This is a genomic window from Rhodoferax ferrireducens, from assembly GCF_049302455.1.
Lineage (GTDB): Bacteria > Pseudomonadota > Gammaproteobacteria > Burkholderiales > Burkholderiaceae_C > Rhodoferax > Rhodoferax ferrireducens_B.
This window is the reverse complement of sequence record NZ_JBAQMD010000053.1, coordinates 1-24,088: the sequence shown is the minus strand read 5'-3', so window position 1 is coordinate 24,088 and position 24,088 is coordinate 1. Positions and strand designations below refer to the sequence as shown.

Genomic DNA, 24,088 nt, shown 5'->3' with positions numbered 1-24,088 from the left:
AGAGAGCAACAACATGATGAATGTTCAGACATTACCGAGCACAGCTCGCTGGGATAACTCTTTCCATCAACCTGCGCTCAAACTCGAAAGCGACGAGCGCTGGTCGGACTTCCCTGAGGTGCTGAGCCTGTTGCGCTTTGATGGTCATTTGCACGGGCTCAATGACACCAGTCTGTTCCGGCGGCGGCGCCTCAAGGCGGGCCAGACCGCCTTGAGCATGGGTCAGGTGTTTGACGGGCTTTATGTGGTTCGCCTGGGCGCGCTAAAAACAACGATGACCCACGTGGATGGCGCCGAGCATGTGCTGGCCTTCCCCATGAAGGGCGACCTGCTGGGTTTTGATGGTGTCTGCAAGAACAAGTACCTGAGCGAGGTGACGGCCTTGACCGACTGCGACCTGATCAAGATTCCCTCCAGTGAGCTGTTTTCACCCGGGCGCAGCTGCAACGACATCGAGCGCATGGCCTATTGGGCCATCAGCCGCGAGATTGTTCAGGAGCAGTCGGCCTATTCCTCCTACCATTCAACCAAGTCTGAAGCGCGCGTGGCGCGGTTTTTACGCATCCAGTCAGAACGCTTCAACACCATGGGCTACTCGCCCAATCGCTTCACTTTGCCCATGACGCGGCGCGACATCGGCAACCACCTCAATGTGACGCTGGAGACGGTGAGCCGAGCCTTTTCGGCACTCGATCATCTGGGCATCATTGCCGTGGAACGGCGTGAAATCAAAATCCTCTCGCTGGAAGCGCTGCGCAAATTTGAGCATTAGAGATCATGGCTGTCAGCAATGTGGTGACGTTGCCAAGGGACAGTCCCAAAGTCGAATCCATTCTGGTTCCGACCGATGGCTCGGCCCTGTCGATGGCGGCGGCGCTCAAGGCGGTGGAGTTTGCACAGCGCCTGCAGGCGAGCATTGTTGCCTTCAATTCGATACCGGTTTACCAGTACCCGGTATATGTCGGTGGTATTCCGTTTGAGTACCCTTCGGAGGCAGATTACGAGACGCAGTGCCGAGCCGTCGCAGAAAGGTATCTGGCCTTGGTGGCCGATGTGGGCGCCAAGCAGGGCGTGCCAGTGGCGACGCGAATTGAATTCAATGGCAATACGGCACAAGCCATTGTGGAGCTCGCCCAACGCGAGCACTGCAGCATGATCTTTATGGGTTCGCACGGGCGGGGCGGTTTGTCCCGCGCTTTTTTGGGCAGTGTCGCACTCAAGACTTTGACCCAGGCCCATGTGCCCGTCATGGTGGACCATCCGACGGACGAAGAAATAGCCCGCGCGGAAGAATTGATGCGTCAAAACGCCATCGAACCCTGATCTGTCGGCTGTCAAGATGTGGTGCCGGTTAGCATCGGTCCACCCGCCATCACCAGGAAAACATCTTGAGCAGAAGTGACAGAGAAGAAAACAAGTCAGTCGCGCTTTATTGGGACTTCGAGAACCTGCACGCCAGCCTGTGCGAGGCGCGCTTCGGTGAGGGGGCTTACAACAAGCCCGATGGGCGCTTCAAGGCGCAGGAGCCATTGGTGGACGTGCAGGCGATTGTGGAGCTGGCGGCGTCTTTCGGCCCGATTGCCATCAACCGCGCCTACTGCAACTGGCAATATTTTGGCCGTTACCGCGATGCCCTGCTGCAGGGCGCGGTGGAACTGATTCAGTTGTTTTCACCCGGTGCGTCGGCCAAAAACGGCGCCGACATCAAGCTCTGCCTGGACGCGGTGGAGGACATCAGCCGCTTTGGCCATATCGGCACCATCGTGATCGTGGGCGGCGACAGCGACTTCATGCCGGTGTCGCAAAAGATCAAGGCGGCCGGGCGCACGCTGATTGGTGTGGGTGCGCGCAAATCGACCAACCGGCATTGGGCCAAGAGCTGCCATGAGTTCCGTTACTACGAAAACCTGGTGGAAACGCCCGCCGCCGCCATGGATGGCTTGCCCTCGGATGCGCTGGTGCCAGGTGGGCTGCCCGAGCCGGTGAATGCCGCCGCCGAGATCTTCAAGCGCGCTATTCGCCTGCTGGCCGAAACCCAGGGTGATGCCTGGGTCAACAAGGGGTCGATCTGGCCCATGATCAAACGGCTGGACCCCACTTTTGACACCAAAGACCATGGCTACGCCAGCTTCTCCGCCATGGTGAAGGCGCTGGAGGCGCTGGTCGAGATTCGCAAAGGCGATTTTGACCAGGTGATCCGTCTGCGCTGAAGGCGCGCTCGCGCCGGTGTTGCGCTGCTCTGTCGATCAACCAAAGAAATAGCAGGAACTGAGTGAGAAACCCATGAAATTGAAGATGCCCGAAAACTCGCTGTTTGCGATCCTGCTGCGCGCGCCGTGGTGGGTCAGCCTGCTGGTGGTGGCCGTGATTGTGTTGGCGTCTGGCGCACTGTTGCCTGCCGCCTATGTGCCGTTTGGCATGATGGGTGCGCTGCCGTTTTTTGGCATCGCACTGTTGGCGGCCTGGCGCCAGCGGCACGCGCCCAACCCGGCGCGCGTGGCCGAGCTGCTTGGGCAAGCTGCCGCGATGTCGTGGCGCGACTTCTCTGCGCTGATCGAGGCGGCTTTTCAGCGCCAGGGTTATGTCGTCACGCGGCTCAGCCACCCGGGGGCTGATCTTCAGTTGCTCAAGGACGCACGCATCACGCTGCTCAGCTGCAAGCGCTGGAAGGCGGCCAACACCGGCGTGCAGCCTTTGCAGGAGCTGGCGTCAGCCCAGGCGACGCTGGGCGCCAGCGCCAGCACCTTTATCAGTCTGGCACCCGTGAGCGACAGCGCGCAGCGCTTTGCCAAAGCGCAGGGCATCCATTTGATGACCCTCACTGAACTGGCGCAGTTGCTCATGCCATAGGGAGCAGCTTGATGTTTGAATCGGCAGAAATCGGGCACAAGATTGGCAAAGCCGCCTACCGCGAGGCGGTGCCGTTGTTGCGCGCGGCCTTGCTCGAAGCGCAGGTGGATTTGTACGCGGGCAAAAAGATTCCGGTGCTGGTGCTGATCAGCGGCCAGGACGGCGCCGGCAAAGGTGAAACCATCAATGTGCTGTATGAGTGGATGGACCCGCGCTTCATGGCCACGCTGGCATTTTCCGAGCCCACCGATGAGGAGCGCGAACGCCCGCCGATGTGGCGTTACTGGCGCCAGTTGCCGCCCAAGGGCCGCATCGGCATCTTTGCCGGTTCCTGGTATTCGGACCCGATTCGCGAACGCATTCAGGGTGACATCTCCCTCAAGGAACTGGATGCCCGGGCCGAACAGATCAACCGTTTTGAGGCCATGCTGGTCAATGAAGGCGCGCTGGTGCTCAAGTTCTGGTTTCACTTGACCAAGCAGGGGCAGAAAGACCGGCTCAAGGCGCTGGAGGCCGACCCCAAAACCGCCTGGCGCGTGACGCAATGGAACTGGGACCGTCTCAAAACCTACGATAAGTTGCAAGACGTGGCGGGCCATTTGCTGCGCATCACCAACACGCCGTGGGCGCCCTGGGTGGTGGTGGAGGGGGCTGATGATCGCTACCGCTCGCTCACCGTAGGCCAGGTCTTGTTGGCCGCGTTGAAAAGTCGCCTGGCTGACACTGAGCCTCAAGAGTCACCGGTGGCGCCGATGGTGCGGGTCGATACCGACGGCCGCAATGTGCTCTCGCAGCTTGATCTGGGCCTGCAGCTGGCCGACAAGCCTTATGAGCGCGAGCTGGCGCGCTGGCAGGGGCGCCTAGCCGAGCTGATGCGCGATGCGCGCTTCAAGGGCCGCTCGCTGGTCTGCGCGTTTGAGGGCGCGGACGCCGCTGGCAAAGGCGGTGCCATCCGGCGCATTGCAGGCGCCCTGGACGCGCGGCAATTCCAGGTGATTGCGGTGGCGGCGCCGACCGATGAAGAGCGGGCACAACCGCATCTGTGGCGCTTTTGGCGCCACCTGCCGCGCCACGGCCATGCGACTATTTTTGACCGCACCTGGTACGGCCGGGTGCTGGTGGAGCGGGTGGAGGGCCTTTGCGCGGAACACGACTGGCTGCGCGCTTACACCGAGATCAATGACTTTGAGCATGAGATGGCCGAGGCCGGGGTGGTGGTGGTCAAGTTCTGGCTGCAGATCAGTCAGGCGGAGCAACTTGAACGCTTCAAGGCGCGCGAGCAGGTTGAATTCAAGCGCTTCAAGATCACCGAGGAAGACTGGCGCAACCGCGACAAATGGGACGCCTACCAGCAGGCGATTTGCGACATGGTGGAGCGCACCAGCACCGGCAACGCGCCCTGGACCCTGGTGGAGGCGAATGACAAAAACTATGCGCGCATCAAAATCTTGCGCACGCTGTGTGAACGCCTGCAGGCCGAATTTGACAACGCGCCGCAAGTGGACGCCGCAGCCGGTCGCCAGAAGGCGGACAAACCCGCCAAGCACAAGAACGCCGGCAAAAAGTCGGCCAAGTGAGTTTGATCAGGCTTCTGATTCACGGCCCGCATGACGTCTCTTGCGCTCGAATAATTTATATAAAACTGGCCTCTAGCCCCCGTTGAATAACGGTGAGTAGCTATCACAATAATAGCTATCCGCCAGCGTGAGCGCACTGGCGGGCAGGACGCCGGCTTACTGCCTGGCGCCCAAGGCCAGCGCCGCCGCGCGTGACGCTGCCAGCTGGGGTGCATCCGGTGCGGCCTGCGTTGGCCAGCCCGCCAGGTGCTGCTGCGTGATCTCACACAGTGCGGTGATCCACTCCGGGTCGTCGTTCAGGCAGGGGATGAAATGAAACTCTTTGCCGCCGGCCTGCAGGAAGGCGGCGCGGCCTTCCATGTTGATTTCTTCCAGTGTTTCCAGGCAGTCGCTGGTGAAGGCCGGGCACACCACGTCGACGCGTTTGACGCCTGCTTTGCCCATGGCGATCAGGCTCGGTTCGGTGTAGGGCTGCAACCACCTGGCGCGGCCCAGACGCGATTGATACGTGACCTTGAACTGCTCTTGGCTCAAGCCCAGTTGTTCGGCCAGCAGGCGCGCGGTCTTGCGGCACTCACAGTGGTAGGGGTCGCCCAGTTGCAGGGTCCGTTCGGGCACGCCGTGAAAACTCATCACCAGTTGATCCGGGCGGCCATGGCTTTTCCAGTGACGCTGAATGCTCATGGCCAGCGCGGCAATGTAGCGGGCGTCGTCGTGGTAATGGTTGACAAAGCGCAGCTCGGGGATGGCGCGTACCTGGCCGGCCCAGGCGTAGACCGCGTCAAACAGGCTGGCCGTGGTGGTGGCGGAGTATTGCGGGTAGGCCGGCAGAATCAGTACCCGGGTGGTACCTGCGGCCTTGAGCGCATCGAGTTGTTCGGCGATCGACGTGCTGCCATAACGCATGGCGTAGCGCACCTGCACCTGGTGGCCGCGCTGGGCCAGCCAGCCTTGCAGCAGCTTGGCCTGCTTTTCGGTCCAGACCTTGAGTGGCGAGCCCTCGGGCAGCCAGACGCTGGCGTACTTGGCGGCCGATTTGGCCGGGCGCACACGCAGGATGATGGCGTGCAGGATCAGCAGCCAGAGCAGGCGCGGTATCTCGACCACGCGCGGGTCGCTCAAAAACTCGCTTAAAAAACGCCGTACATCTGGTGTGGTGGGGGTGTCGGGTGTGCCGAGGTTGCAGTACAGCACGGCGGTGCGTGGCGCCTGGCCGTGGCTGAACGGGGGCTCGGGGGCGAAGGGGGAGAGTTTGAGCAAAGACATCAAGCTATTCTCGCGTACTTTTTTTTTGTGATTGACTGGCCACCTGTAAGCCGCGGCTCAGGTTGGTGACATTCGCGGGCAGGGTTTGATCCACCGCAAAAGAGGCCGTGCATTGTGGGCGCCCCCTTCATTGGCAGCGAAACAGGGCTGATAATCCCTGCCACTCGCCTGAGCTTGGCGATGGATGCCGCGAGAGCGGCAGTGTGAGAGTTAGTTTTACAACCTGGAGTAACTGAAATGCGTAATAAGTATGTGTTGTGCGCCCTGAGCGCTGGTATGGCCATGACCGCCGCCTTGATGCCTGCAACGTCATTGGCCCAGCAGAAATTTGTCACCATCGGCACCGGTGGTGTGACAGGCGTTTATTACGCCGTCGGCGGCGCCATTTGCCGCCTGGTCAACAAAGACCGGGCCAAAACCAATTTGCGTTGCTCGGTCGAGTCCACCGGCGGCTCCGGCTACAACGTCAACACCATCAAGGTTGGCGAGCTCGATTTCGGGATGGCCCAGTCTGACGTGCAATACCAGGGCTACAAGGGCGTGGGTGCCTTCAAGGAACCCTATGCCGACATGCGCGCGGTGTTCTCGGTTCACCCTGAACCCTTCACCCTGGTGGCGCGCAAGGACGCGAACGTGAAGAACTTCACCGACTTCAAAGGTAAGCGCCTGAATGTCGGCAATCCCGGCTCCGGCACCCGCGCTGCAGTGGATGACTTGCTGGTCGCCACGAACATGAAGGTGTCCGACTTTTCCCTGGCTTCCGAACTCAAGGCCGACGAACATGGCGCGGCCCTGTGCGACAACAAGATCGACGGTTTCATCTATGGTGTGGGCCATCCTTCGGCCAATATCCAGGACCCGACGACCGCCTGCGGCGCTCAATTGGTGCCAATCACCGGCCCGGCGATTGACGCCCTGATCAAGAAAAACGCCTATTTGGCCTACGCCACCATCCCCGGCGGCATGTACTCCAACAACCCGCAACCCACCAAGACCTATGGCGTGCTGGCGACCCTGGTCACCTCCTCCAAGGTGCCTGCGGACACGGTGTACACCATCACCAAGGCGGTGTTCGACAACTTCGACGAATTCAAGAAGCTGCACCCCGCGTTTGCCAACCTCGACCCCAAGCACATGGTTGTGGACGGCCTGAGCGCGCCGCTGCATGAAGGTGCTGCCCGTTATTACCGTGAAAAGGGCTGGATCAAGTAAACAGCGCCAGCCTTCATTCTTTCTACCAAGCACTATCCCGTGAGAACCCCATGACAGCACCAACCTCAACTCATCCACCTGTGGACCTGCAACAACTCGTTCAAGAAGCTGATCTAGGTGGCCGAAAGCCAGTCGGTGCGGTCCAGGTTCTCCTTTTTGTCGTCTGCATCGGATGGTCGCTATTGCAGCTTTGGTATGCCTCACCGCTGCCCTTTGCGCTGCGCATATTTGTGCTCAACGACACCGAGATGCGCGCGCTGCATCTGGCGTTGGCACTGTTCCTGGCCTTTCTGGCCTATCCGTTTGGCAAGCGTTCATCACGCACCGTGGTGCCGGCGGCAGACTGGGTGCTGGCTGCGGTGGCGGCCTTCTGCGCCGCCTACATTTTTTTGTTTTATCGTGAACTGTCCACGCGTCCGGGCCAACCGACCCTGGTCGATATGGTGGTGGCCGTAGCGGGTGTGCTGCTGTTGCTGGAAGCGACGCGACGCGTCGTCGGCCCGCCCATGGCCATCATTGCGGTACTGATGCTGAGCTTTGCTTTTGCCGGCCCCTACATGCCCGATGCCGTGGCGCACAAGGGGGTTTCGCTGTCCAAGGCCGTCTCGCACTATTGGCTGACGACCGAAGGCGTATTTGGTGTCGCGCTCGGGGTGTCGTCGAGCTATATCTTCTTGTTCGTTCTGTTTGGCGGCTTGCTGGAAAAAGCCGGCGCCGGCAGTTATTTCATCAAAGTGGCCTACGCCCTGCTGGGCCACATGCGCGGCGGTCCCGCCAAAGCGGCCGTGGTGTCGTCGGGCCTGATGGGCATGATCTCCGGCTCCTCGGTGGCCAACGTGGTGACCTGTGGCACCTTCACCATTCCGCTGATGAAGCGGGTGGGCTATCCGGCGCACAAGGCCGGCGCGATCGAAACCGCCGCCGGTGTCGACGGCCAGATCATGCCGCCGGTCATGGGTGCAGCGGCCTTCTTGATGGCGGAATATGTCGGCGTGCCGTACTCCGAGATTGTCAGAAACGCCATCCTGCCCGCCGCCATTTCCTACATTGCCCTGTTCTATATTGCGCACCTGGAAGCCCTCAAGATGGGCATCCACGGCATGCCGCGCGCCAAGGGTTCAACCCGCATGGGGCGCCTGGTTGGTTTTGGCATCACGATCTGCAGCGCAGTCTTGCTGGCCAATGCCGTGTACTACGGCTTGGGCTGGATCAAAACCTTGCTCGGCAGCGCTGCCCTCTGGGTCATCGTGCCCGCCATCGTCGTGGCTTATGTCGCGATCGTGCGGCAAGTGTCCAAAGAGCCCGACCTGACCATTGATGACCCCGACGCCGAGATGCTGGAATTGCCCCCCGTCAAGGAAACCTTTTTGGCCGGTCTGCATTACCTGCTGCCGGTGGTGCTGCTGATCTGGTCGCTGCTGGTGGAGGAGCTGTCACCGGGGTTGTCGGCGTTTTACGCGTCCCTTTCGCTGGTGGTGATTTTGTTGACGCAAAAATCCCTGCTGGCCTACTTTCGGGGCCAGGCCAAGCCCTTGTCGCGGGTCAAGGACGGCTGGAAAGACCTCATTGAGGGTCTGCAACTCGGCGCGCGCAACATGATCGGCATCGGTATTGCCACCGCTTGCGCCGGCATCATCGTCGGTACCGTGTCGGTGACCGGGCTGGGTCTGGTCATGACTGATCTGGTGGAAGTCATTTCAGCCGGCAGCCTGATCGGCATGCTGGCGCTGGTGGCGGTGGTCTGCCTGATTCTCGGCATGGGCATGCCCACCACCGCGAGCTACATCATTGTGTCAACCCTGATGGCGCCGGTGATCGTTGAACTCGGCTCGCAAAACGGCCTGGTGGTGCCCCTGGTGGCGGCGCACATGTTTGTCTTTTACTTTGGCTTGATGGCCGATGTGACGCCACCGGTCGGCCTGGCCTCGTTCGCGGCCGCCGCGATTGCCAAGGCCGACCCGATCCAGACCGGCATCACGGCGTTCTTCTACAGCATCCGCACGGGCATCCTGCCCTTCATGTTCATCTTCAATACCGACTTGCTGCTGATCGGCATCCAATCCTGGTGGGGCCTGGTGCTGACGGTATGCACGGCGATCATCGCGATGCTGGTTTTTGCGGCTGCCACGCAGGGCTGGTTCATCCGGCGCAACCGCTGGTACGAGTCAGCCGTGATGTTGCTGGTGACTTTCACCTTGCTGCGCCCCGGTTTCTGGCTGGACCAGGTGACAGAAAAATACCGTGTTGAAGATGGCAGCCGGCTCGTCGAGTTAGCTGGCGCCGGTACCCCTGGCTTGGGGCTGCGGGTGCGCATCGAGGGGACAACCCTGGAAGGCAAGGAAGTCAAAAAGACGGTTCTGCTGCCCTTGAGTGCGGAAGGCGACGGCATGCAGCGCATCAGGAACGCCGGCATGACCGTGATGAGCACGCCCACGGGTGTCGAGATCATGTCCGTGAACCTCAAGAGTGGTGCTGACAAGGCTGGATTTGAGCAAGGATTCAAGGTCAGTGGCGTGGAATTGCCAGCCGATCGCATAGACAAGCGTTGGTTGTATCTGCCGGCCATGCTGCTCGTGGCGGCGGTCTACTTCGTCCAGCGCAGGCGCCCCGAGCCACCCATTTTGCGGGCTCACGCCGCAGTGAGCTGAGGCATGAACGCCACGGTGGCGAATCGCCCACGGATCGCGTTGATTCATGCGCTCGCGCTGTCAGTCGAGCCCATCAATGAGGTCATGGCCCGCGACTGGCCCGATGCCACTCGCATGAACTTGCTCGACGACAGCCTGTCCGCAGACTTGGCGGCGAGCGGGCGCGGCCTGGATGCCGCCATGCATATGCGCTTTCAATGCCTGGCCCAATATGCGCTGGACTGTGGCAGTGATGCGATCCTGTTCACTTGTTCGGCCTTCGGACCGTGCATTGAAGAGATAGCACGCCTGCATCCATCGGTGCCGGTGCTCAAACCCAACGAAGCGATGATCCAGGGTGCCTCAGCATTGGGCCGGCGCGTGGGCTTGGTTGCCACTTTCGCCCCGACCCTCGAGTCGATGCCAGCTGAGTTTCCGCCTGATGTCACGCTCGAATGCCTGCTGGCAGAGGGCGCACTTGCGGCCTTGAACGATGGCAATGGCGAACGGCACGATCAGTTGATCGCAGCGGCTGCCCTCAAGCTGGCGGCCCGTGGTTGCGAGGTGATTGCACTCGCCCAGTTCAGCATGGCGCGAGCGAAGTCGCTGGTGGAACGCAGTACCGGCTTGCCGGTGCTGAGCACGGTCGACAGTGCCGTGGCCGAGTTGAAGCGCCGCTTGAACGGATTCGCGCCCAGCCCGTGACCATTGACCCCGGGTTTTTTTGACCTGGCGTCAGGCGGGCACGGCGGCTTTGATCGCCTGGGCAAGGCGCTCGACGATGAGCGCGAGTTCGTCCTCGCTCGTTATAAACGCAGGCGCCAGCAGAATGTGGTCGCCGCAACGACCATCGACCGTCCCACCCATCGGGTACACCATCAGGCCCAGCGCCATTGCCTCACGCTTGATGCGGGCGTGCAGCTTGAGCGCCGGGTCAAACCACTGTTTGCTGGACCGATCCGCCACCAGCTCCAGCCCCCAGAACAAGCCCCGACCCCGAATATCGCCCACATGGGGGTGCGCGGCAAACGCCTGTTGCAGCAGGCCCTGCAGCGTCTGACCGCGCGCCTGGACCTGCGCGACCAGGCCGTCGCGCTGGATCACCCGCTGCACGGCCAGCGCGGCCGCGCAGGCGACGGCGTGACCCAGGTAGGTGTGGCCGTGCTGGAACAGGCCGCTGCCGTTTTTGAAAACATCCACCAGCTTCTTCTGGGCCAGTACCGCGCCAATCGGCTGGTAGCCGCCACCCAGGCCCTTGGCAATCGCCAGCAAATCCGGCACCACGCCTTCCTGCTCGCAGGCGTGCAGGGTGCCGGTGCGGCCCATGCCACACATGACTTCATCCAGGATGAGCAAAATGCCGTGGCGGTCACACAGTTCACGAATCGCCTTGAAATAGCCCGGCACCGATGTGAGCACACCCGCGGTGGCGCCGCCTACCGTTTCGGCCACAAAGGCCATGACGTTTTCCGGTCCGAGCCGCTCGAAGGTCTGCGCCAGCTCAGCCACCAGCCGCTGGCCGTAGGCTTCGGGCGTCTCGTTGGGCGCCCGGTCGCGGTACTCGTAACAGGGGGCGACGTGGGCGACATCCATCAACAAGGGCTGAAACTGGGCCCGGCGCCATTCGTTGCCACCCACGGCCAGCGCGCCCAGGGTGTTGCCGTGGTAACTCTGACGGCGGGCCACGAAATGGCGGCGCTGCGGCTGGCCGATCTCGACGAAATACTGGCGCGCCATCTTGAGCGCGGCTTCCATGGCCTCCGAGCCACCGCTGACGAAGTAGACGTGGCTCATGCCAGCCGGTGCCGATTCGATCAGCACGTCGGCCAGCTCCTCGGCCACTTCGGTGGTAAAGAAGCTGGTATGGGCGTAGGCCAGCCGGTCGATCTGGGCGTGCATGGCCGCCAGCACATCCGGGTGGCCGTGACCGAGGCAGGACACGGCGGCACCACCACAGGCATCCAGGTAAGTTTTGCCGCTGGCATCAAGCAGGGTGATGCCTTTGCCCGACACCGCCACCGGCAGATTGTGGTGCAACTGGCGGTGAAACACATGGGTGGTGTCGGGGTTGAATGCGCTTGGGCGGGTGGCTTTGTCAGGCGTGTTCATGGTGTTGTTCCGGTTGAAAATGTGAATAAAAAAACGAGGCTTTCATACCTGCCGGGGTGGCTTTTTTTCCCAATAGGCGCGCGCTGCCTGCAGCCCCTGCTGGCGCTGTGCCAGCCGCTGCACCACGGCGGTGCCGCCCTGCTCGGCGACGCAGTCCATGAGCGTCTCGGCCAGGGCCTGGGCACCGATCATTGAATGAAAGAACGAGGGTGATGCCGTGTCAAACAGCACGGTCTGCTGCGCCAGCCGCGCCAGTGGCGACAGGCTGCTGTCGGTCAGCGCCAGCACCGGCACGCCACGGGCATGGGCCTGCTGGGCAGCCTCCACGATCTGGCGCGTGTAGGGGGCCTGGCTCACCACCACCAGCAGGTCGCCCGGCGCCAGTGCCAGTACCTGGTCGGCCCAGGCACCGCCCGCATCGGTGGCGAGCCGGGTGTTGGGGCGCAGCCAGTCGCAGGTGTAATGCAGGTGGTAGGCGATGCAGAAGCTGGCGCGCAAGCCCAAAAAAAGCACCTCTCGCGCATCCAGAATGGCCTGGGCCGCCGCGTGCAACTGCTGCGCGCTGTTGCGGCTGCGCACCGACTTCAAATTGCCCGCTTGCGCCTGCGCCAACTGGTCGACAGCCTCTGTGGCCGAGTCGGGACGTGCGGCGCTGGCGGGGTGGGCCGTGCGCGCGACGGACTCGGCAAACGCCACCATCGACGGCCGTCGCATGGCCTCAAAGCCGTCCAGCCCCAAGGCACGGGCCAGGCGCGTCATGGTGGCAGGCGCCACACCCGCCGCCAGCGCGGATTGACGCATGGATTGCAGGCCCAATTCGGCTGGGTGCGCCTGCAGCCACCGGGCGGCCCGCTGCAACTCAGGGCTCAGGCTGTCAAAACTGCTGTCCAGCAATTGGGTCAGGTGGCGGTAAGGCAAAATCAGACTCTTGAAACAATTAAACTATTTAAGTAGTATAGAAACAATTGTTTCACGTCCGGCATAAATTTTTTTACTTAGGACGCCACCCATGGATAATTCAATCATGAACACTCTACCCCCCCTGCCTTGTTACCTCAACGGCGAGTTCACCGAACTCCCCAATGCCAAAATCAGCGTCATGGACCGTGGCTTCATTTTTGGCGACGGCGTCTATGAAGTGGTGCCGGTGTATGGCGGCCAGTTGTTCCGCTTTGCCCAGCACATGGCACGGCTCGACCGCAGCCTGGCCGAGTTGCGTATTGCCAATCCGTTGACACCTGCCCAGTGGGCTGAAATTGCTCATAAATTAATAGCTACTCATGCCAATTCCACGGGGGCTAGCGTCCAAAACATTGATCAACTGATCTACATCCAGATCACCCGCGGTGTCGCCATGCGCGACCATGTCATGCCGACCGACATCACGCCCACCGTGTTCGTCATGATCAATGCCATGAAGCTCCCCAGCGATGCGATGCGCAGCCAGGGCGTGGCCTGCGTGACGGCGGATGATTTCCGCTGGGAAAAAGCCCACATCAAAAGCACCAGCCTGCTGGGCTCGGTGTTGGCGCGCCAGATCAGCTTTGACGCCGACGCGACGGAGACCATCATGTTCCGCGACGGCTTTTTGAGCGAAGCGGCGGCCAGCAACGTCTGGGTTGTCAAAGACGGCAAGGTGCTGGGCACGCCCAAAGACAACCTGGTGCTCGAAGGCATTCGTTACCGCTTGATTGAAGACATCTGCCGTGCCCGCGGTATTCCTTTTGAGCTGCGTCGCGTGAGCCGTGAAGAAGTGAGGAACGCCGACGAACTGCTGCTGTCGTCTGCGACCAAGGAGGTGTTGCCGGTGACAACGCTGGACGGCAAGCCAGTGGGCCAGGGCAAGCCCGGTCCCGTCTATGCGCAACTGTACGCGGGTTACAGCGAAGCCAAGGCGCAGTCGCGGCAGACGCCCACCGCCTGATTGCGCGGCGTCTGGCCATCGCTGAACGAGGGTTCGGGTGCGAAGATGGGCCGGCTTGTTTCAGGTCGAATTCAATTGCTGATTGCTGATTGCTGATTGCTGATTGCTGATTGCTGATTTGGGGACGGCTGGGCTTTTGCGGCTTTGTTTGTCAAAGTTATTTTTTCCCCGCTCACTCCCCCAACCCCTTGTATGCTGATAACAGGGAGGTTGGAGCAAGTTAATGAAATTTGTTTTGGGGAGTTATTCACAGCCTGTTGCCCCTCTGAGTTCGCAATTCGTGGGAGAGCTTTTGGCGTGGATAGCTTGCCACTTGTGTAAGACCGAACAGTTGCTGGTTGGCCATATTTTGGACCTCGAATTTGCAAGGATGGACTATATGAGTGCTTCTTCTGAACAGATTTTTATAGGCATTGATGTCTCCAAAGCTACGCTGGACGTGGCGCTTCGAGGCAGTACCAAGGCTGAGCAATTTGCCAATAGCGAGCCGGGCGTAAAGGCATTGCTGGCGTGGCTGGCAAAGATCCGGGACCGGGTGGCGGTAGTCTTGCTGGAGGCCACCGGTGGTTTGGAACGCCATGCGGCCTTGCAGCTTTGCCTGGACGGCTATGCGGTGATGGTGGTCAACCCCAGGCAGGCCCACGACTTTGCCAAGTCGCTGGGCTATCTGAGCAAGACCGACAAGAGTGATGCGCAGGCGCTGGCACACTTTGCGTACACCCTGTCCAACAGCGACAAGCGAGACAAATTGCTGTTGAAAGTACCCAGCGCGGAGCAAGACACACTGCATGCGTTGGTGACACGGCGCTCGCAACTCATTGCCATGCGCGTGGCCGAGGGCAACCGACTGGCCAGTGCGCACCGCTCGCAGCGCAAAAGCATTGAGTCGGTGCTCAAGGTGATCAATGCGCAACTCAAGAAAATTGACGATGACATCGAAGGCAACCTGGACGAGCACTTTCGAGCCAAGCTTGATTTGCTCAAGGGCCTCAAAGGCGTTGGTGTTGCCACGCAAGCGACACTGATGGCTGCGCTGCCCGAGCTGGGCCAGCTCAGCAGCCGTGAGATTGGCAAGCTCGTGGGGGTGGCGCCCTTGAATCGCGATAGTGGCAAGATGCGCGGCAAACGCACGACCTGGGGTGGGCGAGCTGACGTGCGTGCTGCCTTGTACATGGCCAGCCTCAGCGCGGTGCGCTACAACCCGGTGGTCAAGGTGTTTTATCAACGCCTGCGCAGCGCGGGAAAGCTGCCCAAAGTTGCGCTGGTGGCCTGTATGCATAAGCTGCTCACGATCATCAATGCCATCATTAAATCCGGCCAGCCTTGGCAGGCTGACTATGGTTATCCACGATCTGTCCAGGCATAAAAACGTTTAAAAATGCTTGACTTGAAACACAGTTGCTCTCCCGCCCCGCCGGGCGAAAGAGGGGAGCCTCATTTGGCCGCGTCTATTAAGGTGGGAAATAAGCGCTTTACTGCGCGCTGGCCTCGAAGTGGCTGCAAGCTATGAACAGACCGCTCAAGTGAACAAAAACGTTGCCAAACACCAGATTAATGAATCAAGCCGTGTGCACTACGCCCGCAAGGCCTGCTTCAACTCCTGCCCCAGCTCCGGCTTGAGCGCAAAGGGATCGGTGGGGTTGCGCCCCAGCATGATGTCTTCCAGCCGGGTCTGCACCGAGGCCAGTGCTTTGGGGTGGCTGTAGATGTAGAACTGCCGGGTGGCCACGGCGTCGAACACTTTTTGAGCCACATCGGCAGCACTGACCTTGCCCGAACCCACCGCCTTGTCGCTCATGGCCTGCCCGATCAGCTGGCTGCGCGTCGGTTTGACGGTGGGTGCGTCCGTCGGGCGGTTGCGATGGCTCTGGCTGATGCCGGTCGGCACGAAAAACGGGCACAACACCGAGGCGCTGATTTGATCCGTGACCAGGGCCAGGTCCTGGTACAACGTCTCGCTCATGCTCACCACGGCGTGCTTGCTGGCGTTGTAGACACCCATATTGGGTGCATTGAGCAAACCGGCCATGCTGGCGGTGTTGACAATATGACCGCGGTAGGTCGGGTCTTGTTTGGCGGCGTCGAGCATCATCGGCGTGAACACGCGCAAACCGTGGGCGACGCCCATCAGGTTGACGCCCAGCACCCATTCCCAGTCGGCCGCGCTGTTCTCCCAGATCAGCCCACCGGCGCCGACACCGGCGTTGTTAAAAACCAGATGCGGCGCACCAAAACGCGCTTGCACCGCCCGGCCCAAGGCTTCGACCTGGGCTGCTTTGGCAACGTCAAGTTGAAATGCCAGCACCGGCGCGCCCAGTGCCTGCATCTCGGCGCTGGCTCGGTCAAGGGCATCCTGCTGCACATCGGCCAGCACCAGGTTCATGCCCAGCCGGGCGCCGATGCGGGCGCATTCCAGACCAAAGCCGGAACCAGCGCCGCTCAAAACGGCGGTTTTGTTTTTGAAATCAGTGATCACAAAGCATCTCCAAGATAGGGGTCGGGTCAATCAGCATCAAGATGAAATCAGGGCGTTCGCAGCATTTCCAGATGCGCGATGCCGTCTTCGATATAAGGCCGGCCCTGGTCGACAAAACCATGGCCCGCGTAAAAACCGGCCAGTTGCGCCTGGGCGCCAATGCGGATCGGCTGCGCGCCCCACTGCATGCAGAGCGCTGTGACAGCCCGGTCCATCAGCGCGTGCCCAAGCCCGCTGCCGCGAACGCCCGGGGCCGTCAGCACGCGGCCAATGCTGGCCTCGGCAAACTTGACACCCGGGGGAAAGCAGCGCGCATAGGCCAGCAGCGCCGGCTGCGGCTGGGCAACGGACCCGGCGCTGGACTGGGCCGCAAAGCCGAGCAAGTGCATGGCTTGTGCGTCAGCCCCGTCCAGGTCCTGAAAGACACAGTTTTGTTCCACCACGAACACCGCGCTGCGCAGTTGCAGCAGCTCGTACAAGTCGGTGCCGCTCAGGTCGGCAAAACTCGACCATTGCCAGTGCAGCGCGGCCTGTTGGCTCATGCGGGCAAAACCGCCTTGAGCACATAGCCAATGCGCGGAAAGTGCACCTGCACCGTGCCCGCGCGTGCATCAACCCGGCGCAGGCTGTAGTGGGTGCGGGTGGCGGCGATCAGCTCGCCCTCGGTGACATCGGTGCCAAAGCTTTCCGCCGCCACCGTGACACGGCTGCCCAGAGGAATGCCGTGTTCATCCTCAAACATGGAGTCTTTTAGGGCTGTAGCCCCCGTCGATGCTGAACATAACGCTATTGATTCTGCAGCAGAAAACTTTTCCATACGGCCGTGCCCGAGCGCCGCCATTCGGTCCATCCAGGCCAGCACGACGGGTGTGGCGTCCAGAATGCCCGCCATCACCGGCACCACCTTGCGCGTGAACCACAAGGGGTGGTAGGCGGCAAAGTCGGCCACGCAGGGCGCGTTGCCGAGCAAAAAATCCTGACCATGGAGCATGTTCGCGATGCGCCGCAAGTAGGACTTGTAGGCGGCGCTGGCGTCACCCGGGCGCAGGCGGGTCATGCCCGCGCTCATGGCGGCCCGGTCCGCGCCAAAGGCCTTGGCCGCCTCGGGCGGCACGCCTTCAAACAGAGCCGCCGCCCCCTTGGGTTGCAGCGTGTAAGCCATCGCCGCCCAGAACAGGGTGCTGTCAGCCCATTGCGCCAGCACCCGCGCCAGCCCCTTGTGCGGCGCCGGGTACAGGGTGGGCTCAGGCTGGCGGTGTTCGAGCACGTCGCAGATCAGGGCGGTATCGCAGTAGACGTCGGAGCCGATCTGCAGGAACGGTGTCTTGCGATAGCCGCCGGTGAGCGCCAGCACATCGGGCTTCGGGCTGACGGACGGGATGATGACCGACTTCCAGGCCAGTTGTTTGTAGCTCAGCACGAGCCGGATTTTTTCTGAAAACGGCGAGGTGGGATAGTGGTGAAGAATGATGTCTGTCATGGTGGAAGCTCCGGTTGATCGGTCGGGGACAGAGCTTGCCCGCTGCGGGCGGCTACGGTCTGTCCGGCAAGATCTCAGGCTAATTTGACCAGTTGCTTGCCAAAATTTTTGCCTTTGAGCAAGCCCAAAAACGCCTCGGGAGCCGCTTCAAGGCCTTGCGCAATCGACTCTCTGGGTTTGAGCTTGCCGGTGGCCACCAGCGTGCCCAGCTCTTTGAGCGCCTCGGGCCAGACCTCCATGTGTTCGCTAACGATGAAGCCTTGTACCTTGAGCCGGTTGGTCAGAATCAGTGCCGGATAGCTCAAAGGCAGTGGCGCGCCGTCGTAGCCGGCAATCATGCCGCAGACCGCGATGCGGCCAAAGGCATTCATGCGGGTGATCACGGCGTCAAGCACCATGCCGCCGACGTTTTCAAAATAGCCATCCACACCATCCGGGCAGGCGTCCTTGAGGGCTTTGGACAGCGAGGCCGCATCCTGGTGCAGTTTGTAGTCGATACAGGCGTCAAAGCCCAGTTCGTCAAGCGCGTACCTGCATTTTTCGGGGCCACCCGCAATGCCGACGGTGCGGCAGCCGCGTGCTTTGCTCAAGGCCGCAAACGCACTGCCTACGGCGCCCGTGGCGGCGCTCACCACCATGGTTTCGCCCGCTTTCGGCTCGATAATTTTGACCAGGCCATACCAGGCCGTCACGCCCGGCATGCCGACCGCGCCCAGGTAGGCGCTCAGCGGAATAAGGGTGGTATCGACCTTGCGCAGCGCGCCCAACTGGTTGGCGTCGACCACGCTGTACTGCTGCCAGCCGCCCATGCCCACCACCTTGTCGCCGACGACAAATTTCGGGTTTTTGGACTCCACCACCTCGCCCACCGTGCCGCCGCCCATCACTTCATTCAAGGCTTGCGGCGCGGTGTAGCTTTTCGCGTCGTTCATGCGGCCACGCATATAGGGGTCCAGACTCAGGAAGTGATGACGCACCAGCACCTGGCCATCCTGCAGCGCGGGGGTCTCGCTGACGATCAGCTTGAAGTTGCTGGCAAGCGCCTCGCCGCTGGGGCGGCTGACGAGATGGATTTGCTGGTTCGTTGGCATACGCTGCTCCTGCTGAAATTACTATTAATTATGTAGCTGCTTACGCAGCATCTACGGGGGCTAGAGCCCAATTTGTTATAAATTTGAGACGAGATATCAATCGGTGGCAATGACGCCGACGGGAGCATTCAACCCCTGCGCGCTCTTCGGCCCGGTGGGCAGGCGGCGCACAAACTTGAACGTGCCAGTGGCATGAGCGCACGCCCTGCCCTGTTCGTCAAACACCGTGCCTTCGGTGAAAGCCATGGTGGCGGTGCGGTGCATCAAGTGACCTTTGGCCGTGAGCGCCCCAACCGCCGGTTGCATGAAGCTGGTTTTCATCTCGATGGTGACGGCGCCCATGTCCTGCTGCACACTGCGCGCCGCCACCGCCATGGTCACATCCAGCAAGGTCATGAGGGCGCCGCCGTGGGTGACGTTGAACGAATTCAAGTGCTCCGGACGCGGCGTGTAGCGCAGCTCGGACAAGCCTCCCTCATACAGCCGCAGCTCAAAGCCCAGGTGCTCGACAAAGGGGATGCTGACGCCGAAATCCATGCTCAGCCGCCGATCACCACGCTGACACCGCCGTCCACCGCCAGCCACTGGCCGGTAATGTGCTTGCCGGCATCGCTGGCAAACAGCAGGCACAAGCCTTTCAAGTCTTCATCGTCGCCCAGGCGTTTCAAAGGCGCACCGGCCGCCAGTTTTTCCTCACCCAGGGCTGCCAGGGTGCCGGCGGTCATCTTGCTCGGGAAAAACCCCGGGCAGATGGCGTTGACGTTGATGTTGTATTTGCCCCATTCGGCCGCCAGCGCCCGCGTGAAATTGATGACCGCCCCTTTTGAGGTGTTGTAGGCAATGGTGGTCATCTCGGGCGGATTGCCGCCCAGCCCGGCGATCGAGGCCACGTTGATGATGCGTCCCGAGCGGCGCGCAATCATGCTCTTTTTAGCGATCACCTGGCTCAAGATAAAGTAGCCGCGCACGTTGAGGTTCATCACCTTGTCCCAGGCCTCAATCGGATGATCTTCGGCGGGTGCGCCCCACGCCGCGCCCGCGTTGTTGACCAAAATGTCAACGTCACCCATGCGCTGCAGCGTCTCGTCCGCCAAACGGTGAATATCGGCCTCTTTGGCGCAATCGGCCGCGACCCAGCGAGCGTCAATACCCGCAGCCTGCAACTCGGCGGTGGCCTGCTCCAGCTCATCGGCCTTGCGCGCGCTGAGCATGATGCGCGCGCCGGCTTCGCCCAGCGCATGCGCCATCTGCAGCCCCAAGCCGCGAGAGCCGCCAGTGACCAGGGCGGTCTTGCCTTTGATGTCGAAAAGTTGTTGGATGGTACGGGTCATGTGGGTCTCCTGTTTATTGTCATTGAGTCGCATCGCGCTGGGCCGACGCACGCTAAAAAGCTATTTTGCAGGAATTTACCCCGTTGCCCCATGAATGCTGTCGCTCGGGCGATAGCATGGCTTGCTGCGACGCCTCTGTGCAATGATAGGGGCCGTTGCCTGTCTCTGTGCCTGTGAGGATACCGCCATGACCCCCTTGAAAAATCTGCCAAGCCACGGCCGCTCCCGAACGCCACGCCTAGTGTTTCTTGGGCTGATGGCTGCCGCTGCGCTGGCTCCGGCAGCCGCCATGGCGCAGGGGCAAAAAGTGTTTCGCATTGGCGTGACCCAAATCGTGTCGCATGCCGCGCTGGATGCCGACGAAAAAGGCTTCGAAGTGGGCCTGGCCACTTCCGGTTTCAAGGAAGGGGTGAACGTGATCTACATCCGCCGCAACGCCGAGGGCGATCTGGCCGCCGCCGACACCATTGCGCGCGAGTTTGTGTCAGAGAAAGTGGACCTGATCCATGCCATTGCCACGCCGACAACCCAGGCGGTGATGCGCACTGGCACCCGCATTCCGGTGGTCTTTTCATCCGTCACGGACCCGGTGCTGGCAGAGATTGTGCCGAGCGACAGTGCAGCGGGCCAAAAAACAGGTACGCACGTCACTGGCGTGAGCGACCTGTGGCCGGTGCGGCTGCAGTTTGAGACCTACGCGAGGGCTGTTCCGCAGGCCAAAACCTGGGGCACGCTCTACAACCCCAAGGAAAGCAATTCACTGTCTCACATCCGGGCCATGAGAGAGGCCGCCAATAATCTGGGTCTCACCCTGGTGGAGGCGACCGTGGACAACAGCGAGGAAGTCGGGCAGGCGGCGGCCTGGCTGGCAGGCAGGGTTCAAGCCATCACACTGACCTCGGACAACACCACGGCGGCCAAGCTGGACGCCATTGCCCGTGTGTGCGATCAGCACAAGATTGCCCTTTTTGCAGGCGATGTCGACAGTGTCGTGCGTGGCGCCGTCATGGCCTATGGCCTCGACTATTTTCTGGTCGGCTACTCGGCCGGAAGAAAGGCGGCGCTGGTCCTCAAAGGCATCAGGCCCGGCGACGTGCCATGGGGCCCGGTGGAAGTATTCAGCCTGGTCATCAACACCCGCGCGGCCAGAGCCCAGGGTGTCACGATACCGCCCGAGTTGATGGCCAGGGCTGACAAGGTCCTCAACTGACCCCCCCCGAGACAAGCATGCGTTTTCTCGGCAGCCTCCACATTGCGGTGGCCATTTTGTTGCTCACCATCGGGGTCGGGCTCTACGCTGACATCAGGAACGAGCAGATGCACGAGCAGAACCTGCGGATACAGACCGGACTGGAGCGCATGGTCCGACTGAACCAGTCGCTGACCAGTGTGATGTCCACGGCTGTGATCGAGAAAAACAGCCTGCGTGCGGCCAGCTACAACTCGCTGCACACCAAGCTGGAGGCCACCATGCAGGAGGTCCAGGCGCTCACACAGCACATGACACTGGCGGGTGAAATCCTGGCACTGCGTGACGAGCAGCGCGCCTTGCGTGCACAAGAGAGCCAGGTTTTTGTGCACATGCGGGACGAGCAGTGGGATACCGCCTACAAGGCCTTGCTGGGCGGAGATTACGTCATGGCGCTGAAGATTTATGAAATCAACAGTGAATCGGCCGTCGGCGCCCTGACCATTGAGCTTGCCAACATCGCCCGGCAGCAAGCCCAGCTTCGCCAGGTCACGCTGCTGTTGCGACTGGCGGCTGTCGTGCTGCTGCTGTGGGCGGGTTGGCGCTATTCCCGCCGTCTGCAGGCCGAATTGGCCGAGCAGGTGCGCTTGCGTGGGGAGGTCACTGCGGCCAATGAGGCGTTGGAAGAGAAGGTCCGACTGCGCACCGCCGAGTTGCAGGCCGCCAACAGCCAGTTGGAAACCCTGAGCACCACCGATGGGCTGACCGGCCTGGCCAACCGCCGCCGTTTTGACAAGTATTGGGCCGAGGAATGGCAGCGCGCACTGCGCCAGGCGACGCCGCTGGCGGTGATCATGATGGACGTGGACCACTTCAAGACCTATAACGACCACTATGGGCACCAGCAGGGAGATGATTGCCTGCGGCGCGTGGGCGAGGTGCTGCGGGCCACGGTCAGACGCGCTGGTGAACTGGCGGCCCGTTATGGCGGTGAGGAATTTGTGGTGGTCATGCCAGGTGCTTCGTTGACGCAGGCGCAAGAAACAGCTGAGTCGATCCTGGCCGCCATTCGCGCCGAGCAGATGCCCCATGCCAGTTCACCAGTCGCCAGCGTGGTGACGATCAGCCTGGGCGTGGCAGCAGGCACCCCCAGCCCTGCAGGTGACCGTGCGCACATGCTGAACGAAGCCGATGTGGCTCTGTATGACGCCAAGCACCAGGGCCGCAACCGCGTGGTTCTATCTTGCCAGGGCTGACCCAGCCGGATCTCAGTGCTGCAAGAGCCCGTTCGTCAGACGTTGCTTGAGTGAATTAGGGGGCGGACCCGATTGCAGGCGCCCTCTTCCTGTTACAGTTTGATACGAACCCTGCGAGGCGTGTCGTGTCTCACACAATCAGGAGGAAACCAATGAGCGCATTTGAGTATGGGATGGCAGATTTTCACTTCATTGCCGCAGGCGCCGCGGTGCTTGCCAGCGGTGGCGGTGGCAGCTACCAGGATGCCCTCGCGATTCTTCAACAGTTGGCGGACAGCGGCTGGCGTGGTACGGGGGCACTTTGGGTGGTGAACGGTGACGGCGCCGGGCGTGCAGTGCCCAACACCATCGCGCCCGATTCGATCTGCTATTACTCGGAAAGCACGGGGCAGGGCTTCTCCAACGCCCGTGACGATCTGACGGCGTATTTCGATGCAGCTACCGGCAAAAGCACCGGCAACACGGTCAGCATCATCCAGGTGACTGCCGCTCCCCAGCTGTATCAGTCGCCGGGCGTCGTGGCGTCGTTTGCCGGACTGCTACGCAATATGGGCTACGCTGGCGCGATGCCCTCGGCCTGACCCACACCATGGGCGAAGCGGACCTCAACAAGGAACGGCTGGAGCTGGCACTGGAGGCCGCCGGTCTGGACCTGTGGGAGAACAATCTGCTGACCGGTGAGGTGACACGAAAGGCCATGAAAACCCTGTCGGAGCTGGGCTACAGCGAGCACGAAATGGCCGCTTACGTGGACGAGATCTTTCAGCTCTTTCATCCGGACGATGTCATGACGGTCAAGAACGCCGTGGATGACCACCTGTCGGGCCGGACACCCCAATACTGTTGCGAATTCAGGCTGCGCGCCAAAAACGGTACGTGGATCTGGTATGCCAACTACGGCAAAGTCATGGACGGTGACAGCGATACCCCAGGCAGGCGATTTATTGGCGTGACCTTCAATATCGACGACAGAAAACGCAAGGAAGACGAGATCGCGCAGATCAACCACCAACTGGCCGAGCAAAACGCCTTGCTCCAGAATTGCAACGCCGCACTGGAGTTACTCGCCGCCTGCGATTCCCTCACCGGGTTGGCCAATCGGCGCACGTTGATGGAACTGGGGGACAAGGAATGCAAGCGGGCCGAGCGCTTTAGTCATTCACTTTCACTATTGATGGTGGATATTGATTTGTTCAAAAGCGTCAACGACGCCTGGGGCCATCTGATCGGCGACCGCGTGATCTGTGCCGTGGCCGACGCATGCCGTACCCGCACCCGAAGTGGCCTGGACACCGCCGCCCGCGTCGGCGGGGAAGAGTTTGTCATCGTGTTGCCCGAAACCAATCACGCCAGTGCCCGCGTTCTGGCCGAGTCGCTGTGCCACACGGTGGCTGCACAGCATGTGCTTGCGAACGATGAAGGTGCCCATGTCACGTTTACCGTCAGCATCGGCGTGGCCACCCTGGAGGGCACCGCCCTGTCCTTCGAGCAACTGATGAATAACGCCGACAACGCGCTTTACAAAGCCAAGCAGGCCGGAAGAAACAACGTGCAGGGTTTTAACGGGAATTAGTTAGTGCCTGACCGGAAACCCCATTTTTTCAAAAAATGGCCTGCCTAAACTTCAAGCACAGATCATTTTTTGCCTAAACCTATCTGCCGCTCGGACTCGTCGCCTCCTTTTTCCTGCAAAGCCAACA

Annotated in this window: 23 protein-coding genes; 14 read left to right on the top strand and 9 right to left on the bottom strand. The window is 61.2% G+C overall.

From position 1 onward, the window contains the following. The first annotated feature begins 16 nt into the window (after positions 1-16). The 5 genes from WA157_RS09620 to pap all read left to right on the top strand — a co-directional run bounded on the left by WA157_RS09620 (position 17) and on the right by pap (position 4,427). On the top strand, positions 17-772 hold the full coding sequence (locus WA157_RS09620; protein WP_422620733.1) for a Crp/Fnr family transcriptional regulator: 756 nt from the start codon (positions 17-19) through the stop codon (positions 770-772). 5 nt (positions 773-777) lie between these two features. After that, positions 778-1,323 carry a universal stress protein gene (locus tag WA157_RS09615; protein WP_422620732.1) on the top strand — a complete coding sequence of 182 codons (546 nt, stop codon included), beginning with the start codon at positions 778-780 and terminating at the stop codon, positions 1,321-1,323. A gap of 65 nt (positions 1,324-1,388) precedes the next feature. Next, on the top strand, positions 1,389-2,210 hold the full coding sequence (locus WA157_RS09610) for an NYN domain-containing protein (protein ID WP_422620731.1): 822 nt from the start codon (positions 1,389-1,391) through the stop codon (positions 2,208-2,210). 73 nt (positions 2,211-2,283) lie between these two features. After that, positions 2,284-2,850 carry a restriction endonuclease gene (locus WA157_RS09605; RefSeq protein ID WP_422620730.1) on the top strand — a complete coding sequence of 189 codons (567 nt, stop codon included), beginning with the start codon at positions 2,284-2,286 and terminating at the stop codon, positions 2,848-2,850. 11 nt (positions 2,851-2,861) lie between these two features. Continuing rightward, complete coding sequence (gene pap, locus WA157_RS09600) at positions 2,862-4,427, top strand: polyphosphate:AMP phosphotransferase (protein WP_422620729.1); 1,566 nt, start codon at positions 2,862-2,864, stop codon at positions 4,425-4,427. A 156-nt stretch (positions 4,428-4,583) separates the two neighbouring features. Here pap and hemH read toward each other — a convergent pair whose 3' ends face one another. Then, positions 4,584-5,693, bottom strand: a complete 1,110-nt coding sequence (gene hemH / locus WA157_RS09595) for a ferrochelatase (RefSeq protein WP_422620728.1) — start codon at positions 5,691-5,693, stop codon at positions 4,584-4,586. 237 nt (positions 5,694-5,930) lie between these two features. On the opposite strand from hemH, the gene WA157_RS09590 reads away from it, so the two are divergent. The 3 genes from WA157_RS09590 to WA157_RS09580 are packed head-to-tail and all read left to right on the top strand — an operon-like array spanning position 5,931 to position 10,237. Next, complete coding sequence (locus tag WA157_RS09590; protein WP_422620727.1) at positions 5,931-6,905, top strand: TAXI family TRAP transporter solute-binding subunit; 975 nt, start codon at positions 5,931-5,933, stop codon at positions 6,903-6,905. A 50-nt stretch (positions 6,906-6,955) separates the two neighbouring features. Then, positions 6,956-9,553, top strand: coding sequence for a TRAP transporter permease (locus WA157_RS09585; RefSeq protein WP_422620726.1), 2,598 nt, complete (start codon positions 6,956-6,958; stop codon positions 9,551-9,553). Positions 9,554-9,556: 3 nt separating this feature from the next. Beyond that, complete coding sequence (locus WA157_RS09580; protein ID WP_422620725.1) at positions 9,557-10,237, top strand: aspartate/glutamate racemase family protein; 681 nt, start codon at positions 9,557-9,559, stop codon at positions 10,235-10,237. Positions 10,238-10,267: 30 nt separating this feature from the next. On the opposite strand, the gene WA157_RS09575 is transcribed toward WA157_RS09580, so the two are convergent. Both WA157_RS09575 and WA157_RS09570 read right to left on the bottom strand, forming a co-directional pair. Continuing rightward, positions 10,268-11,641 (bottom strand): aspartate aminotransferase family protein, encoded by a 1,374-nt coding sequence (locus tag WA157_RS09575; RefSeq protein WP_422620724.1) that lies wholly within the window; start codon positions 11,639-11,641, stop codon positions 10,268-10,270. A gap of 42 nt (positions 11,642-11,683) precedes the next feature. Continuing rightward, the gene (locus WA157_RS09570) at positions 11,684-12,559 is read right to left on the bottom strand and encodes a MurR/RpiR family transcriptional regulator (RefSeq protein WP_422620723.1); all 876 of its coding nucleotides are present in this window, start codon (positions 12,557-12,559) and stop codon (positions 11,684-11,686) included. A 106-nt stretch (positions 12,560-12,665) separates the two neighbouring features. Here WA157_RS09570 and WA157_RS09565 point away from each other — a divergent pair, with 106 nt between their 5' ends. Continuing rightward, positions 12,666-13,565, top strand: a complete 900-nt coding sequence (locus WA157_RS09565) for a D-amino acid aminotransferase (RefSeq protein ID WP_422620722.1) — start codon at positions 12,666-12,668, stop codon at positions 13,563-13,565. 379 nt (positions 13,566-13,944) lie between these two features. Then, on the top strand, positions 13,945-14,931 hold the full coding sequence (locus tag WA157_RS09560; RefSeq protein WP_422620721.1) for an IS110 family transposase: 987 nt from the start codon (positions 13,945-13,947) through the stop codon (positions 14,929-14,931). A gap of 207 nt (positions 14,932-15,138) precedes the next feature. Here the strand turns inward: WA157_RS09560 and WA157_RS09555 are convergent, their stop codons facing one another. The 6 genes from WA157_RS09555 to WA157_RS09530 form a co-directional block, all read right to left on the bottom strand. Then, entirely contained in the window at positions 15,139-16,041 is a 903-nt protein-coding gene (locus WA157_RS09555; protein WP_422620720.1) for an SDR family oxidoreductase, read from the bottom strand. 47 nt (positions 16,042-16,088) lie between these two features. Next, entirely contained in the window at positions 16,089-16,583 is a 495-nt protein-coding gene (locus tag WA157_RS09550; protein ID WP_422620719.1) for a GNAT family N-acetyltransferase, read from the bottom strand. Continuing rightward, on the bottom strand, positions 16,580-17,521 hold the full coding sequence (locus tag WA157_RS09545) for a glutathione S-transferase family protein (protein WP_422620718.1): 942 nt from the start codon (positions 17,519-17,521) through the stop codon (positions 16,580-16,582). Before WA157_RS09545 ends, WA157_RS09550 begins: the two co-directional genes overlap by 4 nt. Before the next feature lie 74 nt (positions 17,522-17,595). After that, positions 17,596-18,612: an NADP-dependent oxidoreductase gene (locus WA157_RS09540; protein ID WP_422620717.1), complete on the bottom strand. Its 1,017-nt coding sequence runs from the start codon at positions 18,610-18,612 to the stop codon at positions 17,596-17,598. Positions 18,613-18,708: 96 nt separating this feature from the next. Continuing rightward, positions 18,709-19,149 carry a PaaI family thioesterase gene (locus WA157_RS09535; protein WP_422620716.1) on the bottom strand — a complete coding sequence of 147 codons (441 nt, stop codon included), beginning with the start codon at positions 19,147-19,149 and terminating at the stop codon, positions 18,709-18,711. Positions 19,150-19,151: 2 nt separating this feature from the next. Continuing rightward, positions 19,152-19,943, bottom strand: a complete 792-nt coding sequence (locus WA157_RS09530; RefSeq protein WP_422620715.1) for an SDR family oxidoreductase — start codon at positions 19,941-19,943, stop codon at positions 19,152-19,154. A 187-nt stretch (positions 19,944-20,130) separates the two neighbouring features. On the opposite strand from WA157_RS09530, the gene WA157_RS09525 reads away from it, so the two are divergent. The 4 genes from WA157_RS09525 to WA157_RS09510 all read left to right on the top strand — a co-directional run bounded on the left by WA157_RS09525 (position 20,131) and on the right by WA157_RS09510 (position 23,961). Beyond that, positions 20,131-21,153 carry an ABC transporter substrate-binding protein gene (locus tag WA157_RS09525; protein ID WP_422620714.1) on the top strand — a complete coding sequence of 341 codons (1,023 nt, stop codon included), beginning with the start codon at positions 20,131-20,133 and terminating at the stop codon, positions 21,151-21,153. Between the two features lie 17 nt (positions 21,154-21,170). Next, entirely contained in the window at positions 21,171-22,388 is a 1,218-nt protein-coding gene (locus tag WA157_RS09520) for a GGDEF domain-containing protein (RefSeq protein ID WP_422620713.1), read from the top strand. A 152-nt stretch (positions 22,389-22,540) separates the two neighbouring features. Then, positions 22,541-22,969, top strand: coding sequence for a hypothetical protein (locus tag WA157_RS09515; RefSeq protein ID WP_422620712.1), 429 nt, complete (start codon positions 22,541-22,543; stop codon positions 22,967-22,969). A gap of 8 nt (positions 22,970-22,977) precedes the next feature. Beyond that, positions 22,978-23,961: a sensor domain-containing diguanylate cyclase gene (locus tag WA157_RS09510; protein WP_422620711.1), complete on the top strand. Its 984-nt coding sequence runs from the start codon at positions 22,978-22,980 to the stop codon at positions 23,959-23,961. The last annotated feature ends 127 nt before the right edge of the window (positions 23,962-24,088 follow it).

What these genes read in the sequence shown, in the direction of transcription:
- WA157_RS09585 (WP_422620726.1), top strand. Translation starts at nt 6,956, where the DNA reads ATGACAGCACCAACCTCAACTCATCCACCTGTGGACCTGCAACAACTC.
- WA157_RS09620 (WP_422620733.1), top strand. Translation starts at nt 17, where the DNA reads ATGAATGTTCAGACATTACCGAGCACAGCTCGCTGGGATAACTCTTTC.
- WA157_RS09560 (WP_422620721.1), top strand. Translation starts at nt 13,945, where the DNA reads ATGAGTGCTTCTTCTGAACAGATTTTTATAGGCATTGATGTCTCCAAA.
- WA157_RS09565 (WP_422620722.1), top strand. Translation starts at nt 12,666, where the DNA reads ATGAACACTCTACCCCCCCTGCCTTGTTACCTCAACGGCGAGTTCACC.
- WA157_RS09510 (WP_422620711.1), top strand. Translation starts at nt 22,978, where the DNA reads ATGGGCGAAGCGGACCTCAACAAGGAACGGCTGGAGCTGGCACTGGAG.
- pap (WP_422620729.1), top strand. Translation starts at nt 2,862, where the DNA reads ATGTTTGAATCGGCAGAAATCGGGCACAAGATTGGCAAAGCCGCCTAC.
- WA157_RS09535 (WP_422620716.1), bottom strand. Translation starts at nt 19,149, where the DNA reads ATGGATTTCGGCGTCAGCATCCCCTTTGTCGAGCACCTGGGCTTTGAG.
- WA157_RS09550 (WP_422620719.1), bottom strand. Translation starts at nt 16,583, where the DNA reads ATGAGCCAACAGGCCGCGCTGCACTGGCAATGGTCGAGTTTTGCCGAC.
- WA157_RS09575 (WP_422620724.1), bottom strand. Translation starts at nt 11,641, where the DNA reads ATGAACACGCCTGACAAAGCCACCCGCCCAAGCGCATTCAACCCCGAC.
- WA157_RS09605 (WP_422620730.1), top strand. Translation starts at nt 2,284, where the DNA reads ATGAAATTGAAGATGCCCGAAAACTCGCTGTTTGCGATCCTGCTGCGC.
- WA157_RS09615 (WP_422620732.1), top strand. Translation starts at nt 778, where the DNA reads ATGGCTGTCAGCAATGTGGTGACGTTGCCAAGGGACAGTCCCAAAGTC.
- WA157_RS09520 (WP_422620713.1), top strand. Translation starts at nt 21,171, where the DNA reads ATGCGTTTTCTCGGCAGCCTCCACATTGCGGTGGCCATTTTGTTGCTC.
- WA157_RS09515 (WP_422620712.1), top strand. Translation starts at nt 22,541, where the DNA reads ATGAGCGCATTTGAGTATGGGATGGCAGATTTTCACTTCATTGCCGCA.
- WA157_RS09530 (WP_422620715.1), bottom strand. Translation starts at nt 19,943, where the DNA reads ATGACCCGTACCATCCAACAACTTTTCGACATCAAAGGCAAGACCGCC.
- hemH (WP_422620728.1), bottom strand. Translation starts at nt 5,693, where the DNA reads ATGTCTTTGCTCAAACTCTCCCCCTTCGCCCCCGAGCCCCCGTTCAGC.
- WA157_RS09580 (WP_422620725.1), top strand. Translation starts at nt 9,557, where the DNA reads ATGAACGCCACGGTGGCGAATCGCCCACGGATCGCGTTGATTCATGCG.
- WA157_RS09540 (WP_422620717.1), bottom strand. Translation starts at nt 18,612, where the DNA reads ATGCCAACGAACCAGCAAATCCATCTCGTCAGCCGCCCCAGCGGCGAG.
- WA157_RS09525 (WP_422620714.1), top strand. Translation starts at nt 20,131, where the DNA reads ATGACCCCCTTGAAAAATCTGCCAAGCCACGGCCGCTCCCGAACGCCA.
- WA157_RS09590 (WP_422620727.1), top strand. Translation starts at nt 5,931, where the DNA reads ATGCGTAATAAGTATGTGTTGTGCGCCCTGAGCGCTGGTATGGCCATG.
- WA157_RS09545 (WP_422620718.1), bottom strand. Translation starts at nt 17,521, where the DNA reads ATGACAGACATCATTCTTCACCACTATCCCACCTCGCCGTTTTCAGAA.